The organism is Sphingobacterium wenxiniae, from assembly GCF_900116225.1.
Taxonomy (GTDB): domain Bacteria; phylum Bacteroidota; class Bacteroidia; order Sphingobacteriales; family Sphingobacteriaceae; genus Sphingobacterium; species Sphingobacterium wenxiniae.
On record NZ_FOZZ01000004.1, the window covers coordinates 266669 to 289393 of the forward strand.

At 41.0% G+C, this 22725-nt stretch carries 19 protein-coding genes and 2 tRNA genes; 11 read left to right on the plus strand and 10 right to left on the minus strand.

The window, feature by feature from the left end; all coding sequences use genetic code 11:
- Positions 1 to 26 precede the first annotated feature (26 nt).
- Positions 27 to 659, minus strand: a complete 633-nt coding sequence (locus BM375_RS07750; protein ID WP_093364959.1) for a peroxiredoxin — start codon at positions 657 to 659, stop codon at positions 27 to 29.
- A gap of 177 nt (positions 660 to 836) precedes the next feature.
- Here BM375_RS07750 and BM375_RS07755 point away from each other — a divergent pair.
- Positions 837 to 908: transfer RNA gene (locus BM375_RS07755), tRNA-Arg, on the plus strand.
- 71 nt (positions 909 to 979) lie between these two features.
- Here BM375_RS07755 and BM375_RS07760 read toward each other — a convergent pair.
- Positions 980 to 1420, minus strand: a complete 441-nt coding sequence (locus BM375_RS07760) for a hypothetical protein (RefSeq protein ID WP_093364960.1) — start codon at positions 1418 to 1420, stop codon at positions 980 to 982.
- Between the two features lie 192 nt (positions 1421 to 1612).
- Here BM375_RS07760 and bshC point away from each other — a divergent pair, with 192 nt between their 5' ends.
- Positions 1613 to 3208, plus strand: coding sequence for a bacillithiol biosynthesis cysteine-adding enzyme BshC (gene bshC, locus BM375_RS07765; protein ID WP_093364962.1), 1596 nt, complete (start codon positions 1613 to 1615; stop codon positions 3206 to 3208).
- 5 nt (positions 3209 to 3213) lie between these two features.
- Complete coding sequence (locus BM375_RS07770; RefSeq protein WP_170852615.1) at positions 3214 to 3813, plus strand: Crp/Fnr family transcriptional regulator; 600 nt, start codon at positions 3214 to 3216, stop codon at positions 3811 to 3813.
- Positions 3814 to 3885: 72 nt separating this feature from the next.
- Here the strand turns inward: BM375_RS07770 and ctlX are convergent, their stop codons facing one another.
- Complete coding sequence (ctlX, locus tag BM375_RS07775; RefSeq protein ID WP_093364964.1) at positions 3886 to 4809, minus strand: citrulline utilization hydrolase CtlX; 924 nt, start codon at positions 4807 to 4809, stop codon at positions 3886 to 3888.
- A gap of 3 nt (positions 4810 to 4812) precedes the next feature.
- Complete coding sequence (locus tag BM375_RS17460; RefSeq protein ID WP_093365029.1) at positions 4813 to 5727, minus strand: dimethylarginine dimethylaminohydrolase family protein; 915 nt, start codon at positions 5725 to 5727, stop codon at positions 4813 to 4815.
- 405 nt (positions 5728 to 6132) lie between these two features.
- Here BM375_RS17460 and gcvP point away from each other — a divergent pair, with 405 nt between their 5' ends.
- The 3 genes from gcvP (at position 6133) to BM375_RS07795 (ending at position 10831) form a co-directional block, all read left to right on the plus strand.
- Positions 6133 to 9006: an aminomethyl-transferring glycine dehydrogenase gene (gcvP, locus tag BM375_RS07785; RefSeq protein ID WP_093364965.1), complete on the plus strand. Its 2874-nt coding sequence runs from the start codon at positions 6133 to 6135 to the stop codon at positions 9004 to 9006.
- A 162-nt stretch (positions 9007 to 9168) separates the two neighbouring features.
- Entirely contained in the window at positions 9169 to 9921 is a 753-nt protein-coding gene (locus BM375_RS07790) for a 3-keto-disaccharide hydrolase (RefSeq protein ID WP_093364967.1), read from the plus strand.
- 82 nt (positions 9922 to 10003) lie between these two features.
- Entirely contained in the window at positions 10004 to 10831 is an 828-nt protein-coding gene (locus BM375_RS07795; protein WP_398357519.1) for an N-acetylmuramoyl-L-alanine amidase, read from the plus strand.
- Positions 10832 to 10975: 144 nt separating this feature from the next.
- Here the strand turns inward: BM375_RS07795 and BM375_RS07800 are convergent, their stop codons facing one another.
- From BM375_RS07800 to BM375_RS07825, 5 genes are all read right to left on the minus strand, one after another.
- A complete protein-coding gene (locus BM375_RS07800; protein WP_093364970.1) occupies positions 10976 to 12289 on the minus strand; it encodes a nicotinamide mononucleotide adenylyltransferase in 1314 nt (437 codons plus the stop codon).
- Between the two features lie 1400 nt (positions 12290 to 13689).
- A complete protein-coding gene (locus BM375_RS07810) occupies positions 13690 to 14232 on the minus strand; it encodes an NUDIX hydrolase (RefSeq protein ID WP_093364972.1) in 543 nt (180 codons plus the stop codon).
- Positions 14233 to 14242: 10 nt separating this feature from the next.
- Positions 14243 to 15979 (minus strand): phospho-sugar mutase, encoded by a 1737-nt coding sequence (locus BM375_RS07815; protein ID WP_093364973.1) that lies wholly within the window; start codon positions 15977 to 15979, stop codon positions 14243 to 14245.
- Positions 15980 to 16130: 151 nt separating this feature from the next.
- A complete protein-coding gene (locus BM375_RS07820; RefSeq protein ID WP_093364974.1) occupies positions 16131 to 16754 on the minus strand; it encodes a hypothetical protein in 624 nt (207 codons plus the stop codon).
- A gap of 6 nt (positions 16755 to 16760) precedes the next feature.
- Positions 16761 to 17531, minus strand: a complete 771-nt coding sequence (locus tag BM375_RS07825) for an enoyl-CoA hydratase/isomerase family protein (protein ID WP_093364975.1) — start codon at positions 17529 to 17531, stop codon at positions 16761 to 16763.
- A 94-nt stretch (positions 17532 to 17625) separates the two neighbouring features.
- Here BM375_RS07825 and BM375_RS07830 point away from each other — a divergent pair, with 94 nt between their 5' ends.
- The 3 genes from BM375_RS07830 (at position 17626) to BM375_RS07840 (ending at position 19717) form a co-directional block, all read left to right on the plus strand.
- Complete coding sequence (locus tag BM375_RS07830; protein WP_093364976.1) at positions 17626 to 18153, plus strand: ExbD/TolR family protein; 528 nt, start codon at positions 17626 to 17628, stop codon at positions 18151 to 18153.
- A gap of 119 nt (positions 18154 to 18272) precedes the next feature.
- Entirely contained in the window at positions 18273 to 19547 is a 1275-nt protein-coding gene (gene purD, locus BM375_RS07835) for a phosphoribosylamine--glycine ligase (RefSeq protein WP_093364977.1), read from the plus strand.
- Between the two features lie 98 nt (positions 19548 to 19645).
- A tRNA-Glu gene (locus BM375_RS07840) sits at positions 19646 to 19717 on the plus strand.
- A 72-nt stretch (positions 19718 to 19789) separates the two neighbouring features.
- Here BM375_RS07840 and BM375_RS07845 read toward each other — a convergent pair.
- A complete protein-coding gene (locus BM375_RS07845) occupies positions 19790 to 20044 on the minus strand; it encodes a hypothetical protein (RefSeq protein WP_093364978.1) in 255 nt (84 codons plus the stop codon).
- Positions 20045 to 20079: 35 nt separating this feature from the next.
- Here BM375_RS07845 and BM375_RS07850 point away from each other — a divergent pair, with 35 nt between their 5' ends.
- Both BM375_RS07850 and BM375_RS07855 read left to right on the plus strand, forming a co-directional pair.
- On the plus strand, positions 20080 to 20421 hold the full coding sequence (locus BM375_RS07850) for a four-helix bundle copper-binding protein (RefSeq protein WP_093364979.1): 342 nt from the start codon (positions 20080 to 20082) through the stop codon (positions 20419 to 20421).
- Between the two features lie 238 nt (positions 20422 to 20659).
- Positions 20660 to 22675: a BCCT family transporter gene (locus BM375_RS07855; RefSeq protein ID WP_093365031.1), complete on the plus strand. Its 2016-nt coding sequence runs from the start codon at positions 20660 to 20662 to the stop codon at positions 22673 to 22675.
- Positions 22676 to 22725 lie beyond the last annotated feature (50 nt).

Consider the following 22725-nt stretch of genomic DNA (forward strand, 5'->3'; position numbering starts at 1 on the left):
ACCTTAAACTTTGAACTTTAAACAAATTAGTTTGCAGAAAGGTAAGAAGCAACACCATCTCGAGTCGCGTTCATAGCTTCTTTTCCTTCTTCCCAGTTTGCAGGACAAACTTCTCCGTGTTTCTGAACGTGCGTATAAGCATCGATCAAACGAATATATTCTTTTACGTTACGGCCAAGAGGCATATCGTTTACAGACTCGTGGAATACTTTACCAGTTTCGTCGATCAAGTAAGTCGCACGGTAAGAAACTGCTGAACCTTCAACCAAGGTACCGTATTCTGGGTGTTCAACTTCTTTCATTTCCAAGATACCCAATACGCTTGACAAGTTACGGTTTGTGTCAGCGATCAAAGGATATTCTACACCTTCGATACCGCCATTGTCTTTTGCTGTATTTAACCAAGCAAAATGTACTTCGTTAGAGTCGCAAGAAGCACCGATAACGATTGTGTTGCGTTTTTCGAACTCCGCTACTTCTGCTTGAAAAGCGTGCAATTCTGTAGGACATACGAAAGTGAAGTCTTTCGGATACCAAAACAATAATACTTTTTTGTTTTCTTGTTGTGCTTTTTCGAATACGTTGATTGACAAATAATCGCCTAAATAGTCAATTGCGTCTACTGTGATGTTTGGAAAATTTTTACCTGTGAAACTCATAATATTTTCTTTCTTATTTTGTAGCACAAAGGTACGCTTTTGTTTGTTAGAAAATAATCAAAAAATTTTATAGTGTATTGGTAAAATCTATATATGTTTTTAAACACAATAAGAAAGCCTTATATTTTTGTTTGGAAAAATAATGTATTTTTGTTTGTCTTTCACAAAGGGCTTAATGGCCCCGTAGTTCAACGGATAGAATAGATGTTTCCTAAACATTTGATAGCAGTTCGATTCTGCTCGGGGCTACTAAATAGAAAAACCAAAGACTATCCTTTGGTTTTTCTTTTATGTTATAGACACCTAACCCCAATGACAAATCAACGAACCACTATTTCTCGTTCGCCGGAGATTAAACTAATATGGCAGCAATCGAACGCAACTGTATATATTGTATTGATAACTTCCTTCGAGCCAATATACCCTTGAAACCGTACTGGGATTTTCTTAAATTTGGGCAACACCTTGTCATGTAGGTCACTCACTATAGGATAGTTTCCATATTGCTGGTACAATCTCCAATCCTCTTTAGCAAACGGATTAGTCAACACCTCTCCATTGGACAATCGAGTTACCTTGGTTTGTGTCAATGCAACGGGCTTCCCCTGATTATCGACTACTTTTGCCGATATAGTTACAAGCATATCGGTGCACATAGCTGATTCACAAGACATATCCAGCATATCTTCTTCCTTGTGTTTAGAGCAGGATAGTAAGAGGATGGCTGTCAGTCCGAATGTAAAAAATGTTATACTTCTCATCGTTGGTTTAATGGGGTTTTATACATAACGTTAGCTATTGATTTTTCGCTACAATAATCTCTAACTATATTGCCATATGGAGGTAATATGAACAACTAAATTACCTAACAGAGTTTGGCTTTTCATAAAAATATGTAAATTGTCTGCAAAATTAGTAGACATTAAAAAACAACTACTGCACGAGAGAGATAGATGAAAGCAACGTATATCGACTATAGCGATACAGGCAGTTTTTCTAAAGCCCTTTTAGCTTATTTGGGCAATGAGGAACAGCTTCGCCCTTTCTATGGCCTTCGGCCGACTTTACCAGACTTCAAAGAGCAGATTGCGCTTAAAAAGAATTTTAATAACGACCACAGGTCGTTATTGGTCGCGCAACTTAAAGAACAATATGCTGAACTTTTAGACAATGCACCGTTGGTAGCTTCGCATATTGACCTGTTGAAGGATCAGCATGTTTACACCGTAACAACGGGGCATCAGCTGAATATATTTACAGGGCCGTTATATTTTATTTTTAAAATCGTTTCGGCAATCCGTTTAGCTAAAGACCTCAAAGCCGCACACCCAGAGAATGATTTCGTACCGGTCTATTGGATGGCTACGGAAGATCATGATTTCGAAGAAATCAACCATACACGGGTATTCGGGAAGAAAATTGCATGGGATACGGAGGGTATATCGGCTACAGGGCGTATGTCTACTGCAAATATTGTAGATACTGTCAAACAATACTGCAATACCTTTGGTATCTCACCGAATGCGGAAAAGCTTACGCAAATCGTGGAAGAAGCTTATTTGAAAGGCCGTTCATTGGCAGATGCTACTCGTCTGTTTGTCCATGAGCTTTTTAAGGATTATGGATTGGTGATTATCGATGCGGATAGAAAAGCTTTCAAGGCGGTATTTGCGCCTTATATTGAACAGGATATTCTGGAGGAAAAAAGTTTTAAGGCAATCCGTGAAACCTCGAATCAATTGGAAGATTTGGGGTATCACCCCCAGGTACATGCACGGGAAATCAACTTTTTCTACCTTACAGACGAATTTAGGGAGCGTATTGTGCGCACAGAGGATGGACGATTTGAGGTTCTGCACCAGTCGATTTTCTTTACGGAATCTGAGTTACGTGAAGAGATAAAAAACTATCCGGAACGTTTTAGTCCCAATGTGGTTATGCGTCCGCTATATCAAGAAATCATCCTTCCCAATCTGGCCTATATTGGGGGCGGTGCGGAAATTGTATACTGGTTACAGCTGAAAGCTAATTTTGAGCAATACGGTCTTCCCTTTCCTATATTGATTCCCCGAAACTCTGCAATGATTACAGATGACCAAGTTGCAGGTAAAATTTTCCGTTTGGATTTGACGTTCAAAAGTATCTTTAGGGATGCAGAACAACTCAAAAGCGAATACGTTCGTCGGCATACGACCCATCGACTGAACCTAAAAGATGAGTGGATGGAGTTTAATTCCATTTTTGGAAAAATCAAACTTCGCGCACACAAGATTGACCCCAGCCTCGGGCCGAGTACCGATGCAGTCAAGGCGCGATTGAAGAAAGCTATAAACAATCTGGAGAAAAAATTATTAAAGGCAGATAAACAGAACCACAAAGAGGCTCTGATACAGATTGAGCGTTTGAAAGACAAGCTTTTCCCTGGCGGCGGACTGCAGGAAAGAACAGAAAACTTTGCACCGCTCTATATCAAGTATGGCGATGATTTGATAAGGGATCTGGAAAAGTATTTTAATCCGTTAGACTTCAAATTTTCTATCCTGTACTAATGAAAATGCCTATCATAGACTTCAAGACGAGTAATTTTTACCGTTATTATGCGGAGAAGGCAGGTCTTTCGGATGAACAATTTGAGGAACTTAATCCTTATTTTGCTTTTAAACAAGTCGAGCCAAACAGTTATCTCCTGCGTGCCGGAGAAGTGGGGCATTATGCTTTTTTTGTGGAGTCTGGTTTATTACTGTCTTATTCTCTGGATGAAAAGGGAGGAGAACATATCCTGCAATTTGCTCCCGAGAACTGGATAGTCTCAGACCGGGCAAGTCAGTATTTTAATAAGCCTTCAGATTATTATATCAAGGCTATTGAGCCATCTCTCGTCGTTTATATCCAACCGGAGTTTATGGAGAAGGCTTCGGCTTTGAGTACCGAGTTTGCATGTTTCGTGGAACATTCTCTACAGCGAAACATTTATGCGCAGCAGCAACGTATAAACTCGCTGTTGGCTATGCCTGCCAAACAAAGGTATTTAGCTTTTATGGAGATGTATCCAAATATGTTATTGCGTGTTCCGCAATGGATGATTGCGTCTTATTTAGGCATCACGCCGGAAAGCCTGAGCCGGGTACGCAGGGAGCTTTTAGAAAGAAAATAAAGAGTAAAGAATATAGAAGAAAGAGCAAAGAAGAAAGAGATTGATGTCAGTCTTTACTCTTTGTTCTTGCATCTATTCTTCTCTCTGAAATACCTCTGCAATCATACAACGTGCACTTCCGCCTCCACAGGTTTCTATTGTTGGTAAAGGGCTGTGCACAATTTTACCAAACTTCGATAATATATTAACCTGTTCATTGGTAAAACTATGGTAGGCCCGACTGCTCATAACAATCAAAGGATTGCCATCTTTCGATTTTACCTCAAGGATATTCCCTGCAAACTCGTTAACCTGTTCTTCCGAAATCTCAATAACCTCTTTACCTGTTTTTTCAAGCTGTTCCAATAAGTCATGTCGATGATGGAGGTTGTCTATGCTTTCTAAGCAAACTACGGCGAATTTACGACCTACGGACATCATCACATTCGTGTGGTAAATCGGCATACGCAGGCCATCGACCGTTTGATTGGCTTGAAAGATGATGGGGGTAAACGCCATGTTCAAACAAAAGCGATGAATTAGCACGGCATCGGCACGTGGGGACAAAGAACAGTAGGCGATGCGGTTTTCCCTATCGAGGATAAGGCAACCAGTGCTCTCCAAGAAAAGATGCTCTTGTTCGTAGAATGTATAATCGATGACATGTTCAAAAGTTATCCTTTGTTTTGCCAATATGGAAAGCACGTCAAGCTCTCTTTCTAATCGACGGTTTTTAGCAAACATAGGATAAAGGATCGCCGTGTCACCGTGGAAAGAAATGCAGTTGTTGGGGAAGATGCTATCAGGCGTATCGTGTGTGGCTGTATCCTGTACGATAACCGTGTTTACTCCGTGTTGTTGAAGTTGTTGGACAAAGGTATCAAACTCTTGTTTTGCCAAGTTATTGACGTTGTCGCTTTCTATATCCTCTTGGAAATAATTGTTGACGGCCGTTTGTTCGTTTTTCCGAAAACGATGTGGGCGTACTAATAGCAATGTATCTGTTGTCTGTCGCATGCTTTAATCACGAAGTAAAGGAAGTGTAGAACAACGTAGAAGCCCCTCTTGTTTACCTATTTCGTGGTAAGGTATTTCCTCTACATGGAATCCCTGAGCTCGTAGCCAATCATTTAGTCGGGTGAAACGCTTTTCTGTAACAACGACCTCCAGGGATATGGAAAATACATTACTGAACATTTGGTACATCTCGTCTGCGGTAATGTGAAAGAGATTTTCTTTGCCAAAGAGACTAACCAAATAATCATAATCCTCTTTATCTCGAAATCCTCCTTCAAAGATAATTGCCTTGTCAGCTCCTATAGGCTGGAAACAACAATCAAGGTGTAATGCATTTGCACGAGGATCGGTCATAGACTTGATAAGATCAAACCCTTTCACCTGTTTGTGAGGAAATAACGCTTTAATAAATTGAACGCCAGCCATGTTCGTTCTTGCCGTGTTGAATGAGGAATAGTCTTCTCCTTTGTAGGTGCCAATGAAAATATGGTCGTTCCATAATAGGACATCACCTCCTTCGATATGCACCTCTTCTGGTGGGATAATGAAATGTGCCGGGTCGATTTGTGCTATAATGTATTCGATAGCTTGCCACTCGTCAGCACGGTCTGGAAGTATATTGGCCTTGATAAAAAAGTCATCAATAACGAATCCGATGTCGCGGGAGAATATCTGGTTAATATCCGGTAGAAGTTGGGGTCTATATACCCTGACGCCATGACGTTCCAGCACCTGTTGGAAACAGGTCATTTCATAGACCATGTCTGCCTCCTGTGGATAAGTGCCCGCCAAGATATGCTCCAAAGATTTCGGGTCATAAGCATCTTCAGCTTTTGGTGTGGGGCCATTTTGGTGTGCAATTCCCAAAATTACCGCATGCAATTTTCCGGTTTCATTTTTAACATGGAGTTTTATCATACAAGGTTTCTTTTGTTTACAAATGCCTTTAAATATAGCAATTAAGCCAGTTGAAGCGTAATTTTTGTAGCGAATTGAATTGTTGGTAAAGTTTCCTCTGAAATGTTGCCAATCCATAAAGGAATGGTTGTTTTGTTTTTGTTTCTTTTAATAGAAAAGTAGTGTTCAAATCTCAAATAAATAGTCTATTAGACATTCGATTATTGCTGTGTATTTTGTTCATGGGCTAAAAAATAAAAAGACAAACGTTTGTGCGTACTTTTCAACCGATAGATTATTAAGGACAGGTTTTTATTCGTTAATAAAATTGTATCTTTGCAGTCTCAAAAATGTATAGAATAGTATAGTTTCTGAAAACGAAAAATCAAGCTGTTAGGGCTATGCTAATCAAAAAGTTAAGCGCACATGAGCCACGTATTTTATCAAGAAAAATTTGAAGACCGTCACAACGGTCCAAGAGCCGAAGAAGCACAGGAAATGTTGTCTTTCTTAGGTGTGCAATCCATTGACGAGCTTATCGAACAAACCGTTCCAAGCCAAATTCGCCTTAAAGCTCCCCTTGCTTTACCGAAAGCATTGAGTGAAAAAGCTTATTTAGAGAAAGTAAAGCAAGTTGCAGACAAGAACAAAGTGTTCAAGTCCTACATTGGACAGGGTTATTACGATGTAACTGTACCGGGTGTTATTCAGCGCAATGTATTGGAAAATCCAGGATGGTACACCCAATATACCCCATATCAAGCTGAGATTGCACAAGGTCGTCTTCAAGCTTTGTTGAATTTCCAGACAGCTGTTTCCGACTTAACAGGATTGGAGATTGTAAACGCATCATTATTGGATGAGGCCACCGCAGCGGCAGAAGGGATGTTCATGTTATATGCGGCTCGCAAAAACAAAGCGGCTAACGTATTCTTGGTAACACCGAATGTATATCCACAAACATTGGACGTCTTGCAAACCAGAGCTGTGCCTTTTGGTGTAGAAATCCGTGTGGCTGATATTACGGAAGCAAATTTAACAGAAGACGTTTTCGCGGTATTCATCCAATACCCTGCAGCAGATGGTACGATTGTGGATTATACTAACTTTACAGCGGCAGCTCATGAAAAAGGGATTACGATTTGCGTGGCAGCTGACCTGATGTCTTTGGCTTTATTGACGCCTCCGGGTGAATGGGGAGCGGATGTGGTTGTCGGTAATACACAACGCTTCGGTGTACCAATGGGTTTTGGTGGTCCTCATGCGGCTTATTTTGCTACAAAAGATGCTTATAAACGTAATATTCCGGGACGTATCATTGGAGTAACTTCAGACTCTACTGGTGGTTACGCTTTGCGTATGGCATTGCAAACCCGTGAACAACACATTCGCCGTGATAAAGCTTCTTCTAATATCTGTACGGCACAGGCGTTATTGGCTATTATGGCATCATTTTATGCAGTATATCATGGTCCCGTAGGGATTAAAAATATTGCATCCCGCATCAATGACTTGGCAAAGCTGTTAGATAAAGCTGTACAGGCATTAGGGTATGAGCAAATCAATAAAACATATTTCGATACGTTACGCATCCATGCAGGCGAGCAAGTTGGCGCTTTAAAAGGCGAGGCTTTAAATAACGAATTGAACTTCTTCTATGATGGAGAAGTGGTGGGAATCTCTATCGATGAGACGACTACTTTTGAAGATATACAAACCATCGTTAAGGTATTTGCTAAAATCAAAGGCAAGACCCAAAACGATGTGGATTTACAAGCTTTAGTGAATGAATTGAGTACATCTATTCCTGCTGAATTGGTTCGTCAATCCAACTATTTGACTCATCCAGTGTTCAATAGCTACCATTCTGAAAGCGAGATGTTGCGCTATATCAAGTCTTTGGAAGCTAAAGATTTGTCGCTGTGCCACTCGATGATTCCTTTGGGTTCATGTACCATGAAATTGAATGCAACTACCGAGATGCTTCCGTTAACCTGGGCACATTTTGGCGGCTTGCATCCATTTGCTCCTGCAGACCAAACCACAGGATATATGCAGTTAATCAACGAATTGAATGACTGGTTGTCTGCCATTACCGGTTTTGCGAAGATGTCATTCCAACCGAACTCTGGAGCACAGGGTGAATACGCGGGCTTGATGGTTATTCGCGCTTATCACGAAAGCCGAGGTGAAGGACATCGTAATATTTGTTTGATTCCTGCTTCTGCACATGGAACGAATCCTGCTTCTGCTTCTATGGCAGGGTTAAAGGTAGTTGTGGTGAAATGTGATGAGTATGGTAATATTGATGTTGCCGACTTAAAAGCAAAAGCAGAAGAACATGCGGCTAACTTGAACTCCTTGATGGTTACTTATCCATCTACCCACGGTGTTTTCGAGGAGTCTATTATTGAAATCTGTGCGATTATCCATGCGAATGGTGGACAAGTGTATATGGACGGTGCGAATATGAATGCGCAGGTTGGTTTGACCAGCCCAGGTTATATTGGTGCTGACGTTTGTCACTTGAACTTACATAAAACATTCTGTATCCCACATGGTGGTGGTGGTCCAGGTATGGGACCTATTGGTGTTGCGGAACATTTGGTTCCTTTCTTACCAAACCATGAAGTGGTTGCGGTATCGGGCGAAAAAGGTATCTCCGCAGTATCTGCAGCTCCATTTGGCTCGGCCTCTATCCTCACTATTTCTTATGCGTATATCGCGATGATGGGTGGCGAAGGGCTTACTAACGCAACAAAAACAGCAATTTTGAATGCAAACTATATCAAGGCTCGTCTGGAAAACCACTATCCGGTATTGTACGCAGGGGCTAACGGACGTTGTGCGCACGAAATGATTTTGGATTGCCGCGCTTTCAAAAATGTGGGTATTGAGGTTGGTGATATTGCTAAGCGTTTGATGGATTACGGTTTCCACGCACCTACGGTATCCTTCCCGGTTGCAGGGACATTAATGGTTGAGCCTACGGAATCAGAATCTAAGGCAGAGCTTGACCGTTTCTGTGAAGCTTTGATTGCTATTCGTGCGGAGATTGCTACGGTAGAATCAGGCGACGCTGACCAAAAGGAAAATGTATTGAAACATGCGCCACATACAGCAGCTGTAGTGACAGGTGATGAATGGGATAGACCTTATAGCCGTCAAACAGCCGCTTATCCGTTGCCGTATTTGAAAGTGAACAAATTCTGGCCTTCAGTAGGGCGCGTGAACGATTCGCAAGGGGATAGAACCTTGATTTGTTCTTGTCCTTCTATTGAAGAATATGCGGAAGCATAAGGCTTGAAAAAAAATAAGTTCCAGACAGCCTTTGTCGCACTTTTACTCGGCTCAGCGTGACAAAAGGAGTTGTTTGAAGACAATTAATAACTCTTAATAAATGCCTGCAATGTTAAAATTGCAGGCATTTTTCTATTTTAGGGAAATTTTACTGTTTTCAATATGAGGAGAAGATATAAGTTTCTATCTGTTTTTGTGTTATGTTGGCTCTTGCAACAAGGGTTGACGCAGGGACAACAGGTTCTTTTTGAATTTGGTGAGAAGAAGGATTTTAATGATTTGATCTCGGGTACTGTTGCACCTGAGCCTTTAAAATGGATAGATGTCAATACATCGGACACCTCTTGGTATAGGGATGGGGAAAAGCTGGTCTGTAAAGGTTTACCGATAGGTGTTGTGCGTTCTGAAAAGATGTACCAAAATTTTATTATGCATGTCGAGTGGCGCCACTTGGAAAAGGGTGGGAATTCAGGAATATTTGTGTGGTGTGATGACGAGCCGGAGGAGTATAGCCGACTTCCAAGCGGTGTGGAGGTACAGATGCTGGAACTGGACTGGGTTAATCAAAATAAACGGGATGGTGCAATGCCACCGATAGCCTATGTACATGGTGAGCTTTTTGGGGCTGGAAAAGCCAAGACGATTCCGGATAACCCTCGTGGAGAACGAAGCAAATCTATTGAAAACAGATGCTTAGGTGTGGGCGAATGGAATAAATATACCGTAGTATGCGTGGATGGTACGATTAAATTGTCGGTGAATGGAAAGTTTGTAAATGGTATTCGGGAATCTTCGCAGCGAAAGGGTTATCTGTGTCTGGAGTCCGAAGGAGCTAAAATAGAATTTAAAAATCTCCATATTATTGAATTGGAAAAGGGATACATTCTTCCCGAGCATATTGTAGAAGCAAAATAAAGCGTACTTTTGCTATAAGCTATAAGCTATAAGCTATAAGCTATAAGCTATAAGCATTGCTTGCTTGATAAAATGTATGGATATGAAGAAATTAATTTGGGTAATGCCGTTGTCGCTTTTATTCTTGTTGAGTGCATGTGGTGGTGGAAAATATGCTGCGACAGAGAAAGTCTATAAGCAGAAATCAGAAGAATTTGCTCAACTGTATAGGGAAGCACCCGTAACAGGTCAGCTAGAAAAAATTGTGACTCCTGTGGAGAAAGAATGGGTTGCGTCTACCAACTTTGGTGTGCGCAAACCAAATTATGTCATGATTCACCATACTGCTCAGCAATCTTTGGATCAAACGGTAAAAACATTTCATAACATGAAAGTGGGCGTAAGTTCGCATTATGTGATAGGTCGGGATGGTAAGATTGTACAGATGGTCAACGACCTTTACCGTGGTCATCATGCCGGACTAGGAAAATGGGGAAATGATACGGATCTTAATTCTTCATCTATCGGGATTGAGTTAGACAATAACGGAACAACGGATCCTTGGCCCGAAGTACAGATTAATGCCTTAACTTCGTTGTTGTCCTATCTGAAAGAAACGTATAAGATTCCACAGGCGAACTTTATAGGCCATATGGACTATGCTCCCACGCGGAAGAACGATCCTTCACGTTTCCCGTGGAAAATATTGGCCGATCAAGGTTTTGGCTTCTGGCACGAAGAGAACTTAGAAACTCCTCCGGAGAGCTTTGACCCTAAATTGGCTCTGCGTATTATTGGTTATGACATCAAGAATCTTGATGCCGCCATTAAAGCCTTTAAGATACACTATATCCAACGTGACACTGACACGGCCACGCTGAATGAGGAGGATATGAAGATTCTATACGCAATATTTAAGAAGTATCTATAAAAAAATAAAAGAGGCGGTCTCAAAAGCCTTATCTGTCTGTCATCCTGAGCCTGTCGAAGGATAGACAGACAGATAATCAATAAATTGTGTCTTTCGACTTCGCTCAAGGTGACAATTTATTGTACTTTTTAGACAGCCGCTTTTTTATACGGTTTTTACAAATCGCTCATCATAGTTTTCGATATCCACGATATACCTGTTCTTGATTAAGAAATCAAATAAAGGTTTGGCTTCTTCGGAAACGGGCATATTCTGTGTAGTGACGATTTCGCCGGTCTTGCGATCCAGATAAGGGTAAGCATACAGCTTAACATCTTTGCTGAACATCCCAGAGATATATGCAAGTAATTCTTTAGTATAATGTTCTTGATTGTAATTGCCACTATTGAAGATGTTCTTTAAGTTGGCTACGTTGGTTGCGATACCAACATTCTTTGGCTTAAAGTTTTTGACAAATTCTGCAAGGTGGTTATTTCTTCGGAAGTTGGACACGATGATGTTGTTGCCCGTTGAACAAAGGTATTCGGCCCGCTCTGCAAAGTATTGTAGATCTTCTTCTGTAATGTGACTGTCTTCGTCCAGCACATTTCCCATCAACACTTCAATCAGTACGATTGTGTCTTCGGGAAGAGCCCCTGTGTTCTTTTTGAACTGCTCTACAGCTAAGTTGAACAAGTCGAAGTTAGGATTTGATTTCTGGCGATATTTGGTACGGAGAATAATGATATTCTTTTTGTATAGGTAATCCTTGATTTGCGCAGCTTTACCATCTGGTTTGAAGATAGCAGCCTTTGCGAAGCCTTTGGCTATTAGATAGAGATTAAGAAGTCGCTCATTTGCATTCGCGAATACAGGACCAGAAACTTTTACTAAATCAATCTCCACGGATCCAACCGAAAGGTTGTCCACCAGCGACTCGATCATAATTTGCGGATTTTCCGCATAATAATAAGCGGCAAAAATGAGGTTTACCCCCAAAATTCCTAAAACCTTGGATTGCAATCGGGAATCGCTATCCAGCAAACGGATGTGGATAATGATATCATTTACCGGGCCTCCGGTCTCATGTTGAAAGCGGATACCTATCCAACCATGCGGATCGTTGGTTTTTGTAAAGTTAAGTGTCGTTACGGTATCGGCAAAAGCAAAGAATTTTCTACCCGTGTATTTTTCACCTTGGAGGCGTTCGGTAAGCAACTCAAATTCATGATTGAGCATTTTGGTCAGTCGTGTGCGGCTGACGTACCTTCCGGACTCCTCTTCTCCGTATATCGCATCGCTGAATGCCATATCATAAGCCGACATAGATTTAGCAATGGTGCCAGAAGCTGCTCCTGCGCCGAAGAAGTTACGAGCGACTTCCTGGCCAGCGCCGATTTCTGCAAATGTTCCGTAAATATCGGGATTGAGGTTTATTTTTAATGCTTTACGCTTGGTTTCAAAAATTTCTCTTGCCATAGCGCAAAGGTACGAAAACAGTAGTAATTAAATAGAGTTGAATATACTAAGAGTAGAAATATAGAACCCTACAAGAATAATGAGACTCAAAATGGTCACATGTAGATTATTTTTGGCTTTTTTAAATGTTTCGACTCCAAATATGATACCTGTGGATAATACCATTAAGAGCTTAAGAATATTATCATAATGATATCGCTGTAGTTCGGTTCAGTATCCGTGCCGATGTACGTTGCTCTGAATTCGTAAAACTGCATCATTTAAGCAAAACAAATATTTAATTAACTAGCAGAAAGATAGGCAGGAAAAACGGTCAAAAATTGTAAATATGTGCCAAAATTCAGCATATCGAAAAAATCTTTTGGCACGATTTTACAATTTTTTAGGGGGTTTTAGAGAGCATTATTAAGGTGAAAAACTGGGTTTAATCTGTATTAAACACTGTTTTTAGCTTGAATAACAGCTTAAAATATCAATAAACAAACTCTAGAGTTTCTGTAGAAAACGCTACCTTTTTTGTCAGACACGCTAGCGTGTCTGACAAAAAAGGTAGCGTTTATCTTCTATAAGGTAGCTTTTGAAACAGGCGCTCTAGCTTTTCGGACAGAGAAGGTAATATTTCTTTTGCGAACGTTAGCGTTTGGGACCTACTCCCTAGTGTTTTCAACAGAAAAGGTAGTTGTTCTATTAAAAACGTTAACGTTTTAGCTCTACACGCTAACTTTTCGAACGCAAAAGGTAGGGCTTTTGCTGTAAACGCTAGCGTCTGCATTGTACTGGCTAGCTGTTCTAATGGAAGAGCCCATGTGTCCAGCAAATCTCCTATCCCGTTGTTTTGTGAAAAAGGCTAGACAAACTCAGCCTGAAATTGTCAAGGATAAACATGTCGCTTCAATGTTGCATCAGCCCCACAAGCCCAGAATGACAATTAGGATGCCTTCTGTTTCATAATGCACAACGGGTTATTTTTTATTTTTTTCTTGCTTAAAGAACTGTCCAATTAATATAGAGGCACATAGTACCAACAGGGATATGTAAAAATATTTCATTTCTTTTTCCCCTTCTTTATAGGGTAAAAAGTAGATAGTCGCTATAAACGAGATGATGCAAATTGATGATAATATAAGTCTGTTCAATTATTAACTATTTTCTTTAGATTAAAAAATCTCTAAAGAAAATAGTTATGCCATCTTAAAAAAATGAATAAATCGCGAGAAAAGTTAGTCTGTAGCGGACTTCCTTTTTCTTCTTTCTATACTCAACTTTTGAGCTAAAATCCCTAAAACACAAACGCCTGTACTATACAAAAATGATTTTAGCTCTATTATAACCTTCGTAAGCAGGTCGCGATGCTTGTTTTGTTAGAAAAACTTGGAGAGAGTGAAAAAAGATGGGCTTGCCTAAAGCAAGCCCATTTTCTGTAAGGTATAAAACAAAGCTGAAGTATGCAGTGCCTGACCAATTTTGTTGTCAAATAAAAACTGCTTTGCTTCCTCAATGCTCATTTCGACAACTTCAATGTCCTCTCCCTCGTCCAGTTCCTGATCTTTTACTTTTTTACCGCCTTGCAAGAGGTAGGTATAGGTCAGGTTGCCGGAAGTGGCGGGGTTGGCATAGAGCTCGCAGATGTATTCAATGGAGTCAAAGGCGTAGCCGGTTTCTTCCAGCAACTCGCGCCGGGCAGCGTCAGTCGGGTCTTCGCCCACTTCTACCACTCCCGCTGGAAGCTCTACCATGATGTGCCCCGCTCCATGCCTATATTGCTTGACAAACAGGATAGTCTGCTGCTCGGTAATACCGATCATGTTTACCCATGTCGGGTACTCCAACACATAATATTCTTCCTTGATATTGCCATTGGGCAGCTGCAGCTTGTCTACACGTAAAGTTGCCCAAGGCTTTTGGATAATGTATTTAGAATCTAATAATGTCCACTTCTGCATTTTAGAACCTTTAGTCTTTTACGATGTCTGCCATAATGCGCTGCACCTTTGTTTCCAGAACAGCCAGCGTTGACTCATAATCTGCTTTGCTGTTTAGGTTCTCTTTTACAGAGCAATAGAACTTGATTTTTGGCTCGGTGCCAGATGGCCTTGCCGAAATTACATCGCCGTCTACCGTGATAAATTGTAATACATCAGACTTTGGCAAATCAATGGCCGAACTTTCCTGTGTCGCCACTACATGTGCCTGGCTGTTTTGGTAATCGCGGATTTCTTTCACGGCAATGCCACCCAAAGATTGTGGCGGATTTGCGCGTAAATCCGCCATCATCTGCTTGATTTCATCTGCTCCAGCTTTGCCTTTTTTTGTTAACGAAATCAATTTTTCGTGATAGAAGCCATAATTGGTATATAGGTCTTGCAACACGTCAAATAAAGACTTGCCCTGACTTTTGAAATAAGCAGTCATCTCCGCGATGAAAGCACAGGAATTGACCGCATCCTTATCCCGAACCAAGTCCCCAACCAAGAAACCGTAGCTTTCTTCTCCACCGACCAGGTAAGTCGCTTTTCCTTCCAGGTTAGTCATAATCTCACCGATGTATTTGAAACCGGTAAGAACCTCGTAGCTATCAACGCTAAATGAGGTGGCGATATCGCTGATTAAATTGGTGGTTACAATTGTCTTGACCACGAAATTACTGTTTGTAAGTTCTCCTTTCCCCTTTTTAGCAGACAAGACATAATAGGTCAGTAAGCTACCGATTTGGTTCCCGTTGAGGAGCTGAAATTCTCCTTTATGGTTTTTTACGGCTACACCAACACGATCCGCATCTGGATCGGTTGCCATCACAACATCTGCATCGAGCTCTTGTCCACGCTTAACCGCCATAGACATTGCCTCTTGCTCTTCCGGGTTTGGATAAACTACTGTTGGGAAGTTACCATCCGGTTTGGATTGCTCCTCTACCAAGTTGATATTGGTGAAGCCCCAAGCTTCAAGCACTTTAGGAACAATGATGCCCGTTCCGTGAATCGGCGAAAACACAATTTTTAAGTCCCGTTGTGCGGTCACCGCTTCGGGATGTATGGATAGATTTTTGTTGGCGTCGATATAGATTTGATCGAAATCTTCTTTCACTATACTGATGTTGGCCTCGTCGCGGTCAAATTTGATTTCGGATACCGATTGAATAGCATACACCTCCGTAATCACATTCTTATCGTGTGGTGCAGCCAGTTGTCCACCATCGCTTCCGTAAGCCTTGTAACCGTTGTATTCTTTAGGGTTATGTGAAGCGGTTAGCATCACCCCTCCCTGACAGCCGAAATGACGAACAGCAAAAGACAACATCGGTGTTGGGCGTAGCTGCTCGAATAGGTACACATGTATGCCGTTGGCAGAAAACACATCAGCCACCAAATGCCCGAAGCTCTGTGAGTTGTTGCGGCTATCGTAAGAGACCGCGACTTTTATAGACTGACCCGGAAACTGCTTTTTCAGATAATTTGCGAATCCTTGCGTCGCTTTACCAATCGTGTATTTGTTCATACGGTTGGAACCAATGCCCATAATACCACGTAAACCTCCAGTGCCAAATTCCAACTCCTTGTAAAAGGAATCGATAAGCTCGGTTTCTTGATTTTCGTCTATTAATCGCTGAGCTTCTGCAACCGTTTCACTATCATAATCTTTTGTTAACCACTGATTGATACGACCTTGGGTTTCTTTATCAATATTCGACATAAGGTAATTAATTATATTGCTTTTGTGTCTGGTTTATATAACCTAATAAAGTTACTTCTTCACGACTAAGATAAATTTTATTTTCCAATAAATTAGTGTTGGGAATATACCACTCTACAATATTTTTTGAAAATTCTGCGGATACGGAGCTTTAGGCGTCACACCAGCCGTAGGCTCTGTCTAGGACAATGACATACCATGCTCCCTCATATTTCTTAACATGAAAAACAAGGTTTTCATTGACGGTTAGAATAATGCGATATGTATCTTTCTCTAATTCTTTGATTTGGGCAACTTCGGCAGCGGACACATTTTCAAATTCTTGTCGAAAGATAGCTATCGTCGTCAATTGATTTGCGGTTGCGGTCGTGTCGGCAAAGAAGCCCAGTTTATCCCATTTCTCACTTCCGCAATCAAATACTGGAAGCTTTTCAAAGGTCAATGTATAATCGTTTTGAAAAGTGGTGTATGGGAAGTGATTTGGCACGGGGTTGCTAAAATCAATACGGCTTACGTGCGCATAAACATCAGAAGCACCGGGGCGATAGATGATGTAAAGGCCTAAGTCGGGATGTATTAATGCGTTCACCTTATCGTTGTCTTGGGAGATGTACGCACGGGCGAAGCGTGTGATAACCTCCGGAAGCTGTTGGGTTTGTTCGAAAGTGGCGATGCTATCCGCGGCATCTTTGTTGTCCTCATTTTTTTTTGATGAAGAGTTACAAGAAACAGCAAATATGCTGGAGATAAGGAGTGTCCAAAGAAGTTTTTTCATAGTTTCTTATGCTTTCTTTTGTGTCAGGTTGTCGATGATTGTTTTTAAGATACTGCGCGTGGAGGGCTTCCACCACTGCTCCAACATCTGTTGTGCAGCAAGGGCTTTGTCTTGCTGTATCTCCTGTAGCAATGCTTTACGAAGATTGTTTTTGGTGGTGGCCCAGGCATTCTTTTCAAACTGCATGAAAGCTTTAGCTTTCTGTGTGGCAACAGTGTGAATGCGATTTGCGGGTACAACTTCGTCAACAAGATGAATCAACAAAGCTTCGGAGGGCGAGAAAAGTTTTCCGGCCAAGAGGCTTCTGTAAGCTTCTGCCTGACCTATCCAAAGGCTATATAAGGAGAATATGCTGGTTGGTACGGGAACACCTATAGCAACCTCATTTAGACCAAAAATGTACTGTCCTTCTGCCATCACGCGATAATCACAACAGATGGCTAACACACAACCTCCGGCAGGAGAATGTCCAGTAACAGAAGCAATAAGTGGCTTGGGAAAAGCGATGAGGTCGTAGATTAAATCCAGAAAACGTTCCCAGAACCGACGTATGGTTTCTTCGTCATAGTCGTATAAAGTGATGAGATCTAATCCAGAGGAGAAAAAGCCTTCGTTGCCATGCAATATGACCGCCTCAACGGACGGGCTCTCTTTTGCTTCTTTCATCTCCGTAATCAACTCGTCTACCATTTCGAGGTTTAATGCGTTGGAACGCCCCCGACTTAGACCTATATAAGCAATGTGGTCGGTGGTTTGTGTCTTGATAAATTCCCTCATATTATAATACCTTTATAAAAGTTGATTGTGGAAAAATACGTAAAAAAACATCAATATCATATATAACGAAGGTTTAACGTTTAAATTTTTTGATATGGCAGAACTGAATAATAATCTGAAAAATGGAGGCAAAACAGAACGTCGAAATGTGCGCAACCGTCCCGTACCAAAGGTTGATTTGACAGCTATGGTAGATTTAGCCTTTCTACTCATTACATTTTTTATGTTGACGACTTCGTTGAATACACCTAATCAATTGGATGTAGCCATGCCAGATAAAATAAAGGAGAAGGATTTGCCTATAGAGATAAATGAAAAGCGTACACTAAGTTTGCTCTTGGGAGCAAATAATGAGATAACTTATTATCGAGGACGTGAGGATAACCCAGAGCGTGTACCGCAGATTGTGGGGTACGGAAAGTTGGGGTTACGGGAGTTGTTGCTGAAAACTCAAAAAGAAGTGCTGACGCTAACAGAGGGAGAAGATATGATTGTCTTAATTAAGCCTGGAGATGCATCGGTTACCAGAAATCTTGTGGATGTGTTGGATGAAGTGCAGAATGCGCAAGTAAAAAGATATATGATTACCAAAATGTCGGAAACAGAAAAGGATATGATGTGACAAAAAAAGCACCTTTGGCGAACATTAATAAAGGGCTATATAGACTTAAACTTAAAGCCTATTGAAAAAATACAGCAGGTAAGCGACTTTTATTATTTTACATCGGTATATTTGCTACCATGAATATTCTGATTATCGGTTCAGGAGGTAGGGAGTCTGCCTTCGCTTATAAAATAGCTAAGAGCCCTAAGCTTACTCAATTGTATATAGCTCCGGGAAATGCGGGTACAGGTCAATATGGTCAAAATGTAGCTTTAAAAGTGACGGATTTTGAAGGTATTGCGGATTTTGTATTGGCTAATGATGTTCACATGGTTGTCGTCGGGCCGGAAGAACCTTTGGTAAAGGGTATTCATGATTATTTTCTTGCAAGAGAAGATTTAAATCATATTCCTGTAATCGGGCCCCAACAACAGGGAGCACAGTTGGAAGGGTCAAAAGACTTTTCTAAGGAGTTTATGTTTCGCCATAATATCCCAACAGCAGCTTACCAATCTTTTGACCAATCGAATCTGGAAGAAGGCATCGCTTACTTAGAAACGCAAAAGTTGCCTATCGTCCTAAAGGCAGACGGTTTGGCAGCAGGAAAAGGGGTCCTTATATGTGAGACCATAGCGGATGCTCAGGATGAGCTGCGTGCTATGATTGCGGATGCTAAATTTGGTGATGCAAGTTCAGTTGTGGTTGTCGAAGAATTTTTGAAAGGCATTGAACTGTCTGTTTTTGTGTTGACTGATGGCGATTCGTATAAAGTATTGCCTTCTGCGAAAGATTACAAGCGAATTGGCGAAGGTGATACTGGTTTGAATACGGGAGGCATGGGTTCTATTTCCCCTGTCCCTTTTGCTGATGATACCTTCTTAAATAAAGTCGAAGAGCGTATAATCAAACCGACGGTAGATGGGCTAAAAAAAGACGGTATTCCTTATAAAGGATTTATCTTTATCGGATTGATGAATGTAGAGGGTGAGCCGTATGTTATCGAATATAATGTACGCATGGGGGACCCGGAAACTGAATCTGTGTTACCGCGGATTGAATCTGACTTGGTCGATTTATTGGAAGGTGTTGCAAAGGGAGACCTTGAAAATAGATCTTATACAGTAAGTCCAAAAACAGCAGTAACGGTGATGTTGGTTTCGGGAGGCTATCCGGGAGATTATGAGTCAGGAAAAGAAATCAATAATATCGAAAATGTAGAAGATTCAATCGTATTCCATGCGGGAACGAAAGAAGTGGACGGGAAAGTGGTAACTGCCGGAGGACGAGTTATTGCGGTAACAACCCTACAGGATAACCTTTTCGAAGCCTTGCAGCAAGCTACAGCTGATGCCGGACGTATATTCTTTGAACGAAAATATTTCCGTAGAGATATTGGATTTGACCTAATATAAAAAATAATCTTTTCAAATTCAGATTATTATGGAATAGGCGATAAAAATATTTTGGTGAAACGAATATAGCACTTATATTTGCATCACCAAAAGCAAATGGCCCGTTCGTCTAGGGGTTAGGACGCAAGATTTTCATTCTTGAAACAGGGGTTCGATTCCCCTACGGGCTACACATTTAAAAGTCAAAACATACTAAAACGCTGTAAATTAAATGTTTACAGCGTTTTTTATTTTGTCGGTATCTACAAATCTTTCAATTTTTCCCAATAAAAAAGTGAGTCATTCGGTGAGTCATTTTTTTCAACGACCCTACATACGGCAAGCAAAGTAGGGCTCTGCCCAACTTCCGCTTGCTCTATTGTATCGTCCTGCAATAGGTTTACAATATTGACTCTGTTTTTGACCCTCTCTTTTTTAATATCCTGGTTATCCCAATTATCCGTAACGATGTGCTTCAGTTCCAAGATAAAACTAAACCGAACAAATAATTGTCTCATCTGTTCTGGTCATATACAACAAAAACTTTAACGTTATGATACAGACAAAATTTCAAGATTGTATAGAAGCATGTGGAGAATGTGCCGTGTTCTGTAGCCAGTGTGCAGCTGCCTGTTTAAATGAAAAAGATCTGGAACACCTTAAAAACTGCATCCAATTGAATCTGGAATGCACTATCATCTGTGATACTGCTGTAAAAGTTATGAGTATCGATGGACAGTTAAGTACAGAGCTCTGTAAAATATGTGCAGATATCTGCGAACGATGTGCAGACGAATGCGAAAAGCATGCAGATATGGGCATGGAACATTGCCGTGAGTGTGCTGAAGCTTGCCGCGCCTGTGCCAAAACATGTAAGGAAATGTCAGCGGTTTAGCTGCGTTAAGGGAATTGTTTCGACACTTAATTTCAATAGTAGGAAACCGCCGAATCGCATGGCGCTCATATGGTATTAATTTTCTATACAAAGCTGGTTTTGTATATCAAAATGAATTTAATTAGGTTTGTACGGTCGTTTCCGTACTTCCTAAATATAGTATTTGGGGTATGACCAGAACTTCTTTAATTATTTCTTGAATGCTATTACCAAAAGACCAAGTATTTTAAAATTCTATATGAAAAAAACTGTAAGAATAAGAACAACACTCAGTAAAGGGGTCATTGTTCCAAGTTTGATTTTCATTGTGGGAATCTGTCTGTTGTCGGCTATTTTTCCGAGCCTAACAGAAGACCTGCTCAGCGCAATCAAAGATATTATCTTTGTGAACCTGAATTACGTTTATGTCTGGTCGGTAACCATTTTTGTCCTGTTCTTAGTTTATCTGATGTTCAGTAAATATGGTAATATCCGGTTAGGAAGAAATGACAGCAAACCCACCTATTCCTTCTTTTCGTGGATTTCTATGCTTTTTGCTGCCGGTATGGGTATCGGGTTAATGTATTTCAGTGTTGCAGAGCCGATGCAGCATTATTCAAATGAAGTTTTTTCGGGAAATACGGCTGTTCAGCGAGCCAAAGACGCACAACTTTATACTTTCTTCCATTGGGGCATCCACGCTTGGGCTATTTACGGGATTGTCGGGTTGTCTTTAGCCTATTTTGCCTATCGTTATCGTTTACCCCTTTCCTTGCGGAGCTGTTTCTATCCACTGTTGAAGGATAAGATCAAAGGCAAATGGGGCAACACCATTGATGTGTTCGCACTTTGCAGTACTTTTTTTGGAATTACCACCACATTGGGTTTTGGGGTGGTGCAGATCAATTCCGGTCTGGAAACACTAAATATCTTGCCGGGAACTAGCTTTATTTACCAGGTATTAATTGTCGGTGTATTGGTTTCACTTTCTATTATATCTGCCGTGAGCGGAGTGGACAAAGGCGTAAGGATATTGAGCAATATCAATATTGTAAGTGTTGTCATACTCCTACTTTTTGTTTTGATCCTCGGACCTACGGTATATCTGATAGGAAGTTTCACGGAAGGGATCGGGACATATATCAATGAATTCTTTAGCTTGACATTCAACACACATGTGTACGAAGAGAACACGCAGCAGTGGTTTTACGACTGGACAATACTGTATTGGGCGTGGTGGATTTCGTGGTCGCCTTATGTCGGACTATTTATCGCTAAAATTTCTAAGGGACGAACGATACGGGAGTTTGTAGCGGCAGTCTTGATTATCCCTACTCTGTTTAATTTTATCTGGATGACTGTTTTTGGAAACAGTGCGATATGGTTTGATGCCAACGTTGCCGACGGGGCGTTGAGTCAACTCGCTGGCAATCCCGATGCCCTGATGTTCCGTTTCTTGGAATACCTACCATTAACCGAAATCGCCAGTTTTTTGACTATTGCTATCATCATTATCTTCTTTGTAACGTCTGCCGATTCCGGTATGTTCGTCATGAACAGCATAGCGACAAAAAACGCCCCGATATCTCCGAAATGGCAGACCATCGGCTGGGGTGTCCTGCTTGCCGTATTGGCACTGATGCTATTGAACGCTGGCGGACTGACGGCTCTGCAAAGTATGACATTGATTACAGCATTGCCGTTTTCGCTTATCATGCTGCTATTCATCGTCAGCCTGATAAAGGCACTGTCCATTGATAGAAGCTATTACGAACGTGATTTTTCAGCAACGACGATACCCTGGTCAGGAGAATTTTGGAAGGAGCGTCTGAAACAGATCGTCTCCTTCAGTGATAAGAAGTCTGTCGTTGGTTTTATTGATACAACAGTTAGAGACGCCTTTGTGGAATTGCAGGAGGAGTTTTCCAGAAATGATGTCGAGGCTAAAGTTAATTTCTACGAAAATCCCCATAGAATAGAGTTAGAGATTAAATACGATGTTGTAAATAATTTTTTGTACGGGGTGAAAGGAGAATCAAGAATTGTATCCGATTACCTGCTGAATGAAGAGAACCTGCCGGATATAGAAGGAAATCAAACGTTTTTCCCTAAATCCTATTTTGGCGACGACCGCGAGGGATATGATGTACGGTTTTTTACCAAAAACGAATTGATTTCTGATGTACTGAAACATTACGAGCGGTTTATAGAGATTACTTCTGAAGAACGCAATGAAATGTTTATCAGTAGCAATACCAACCGTAGGTTAAGATAACGACTGCAGGACAATAAACTTAAACGCATTTTTCTTTTTTCCTATATTTA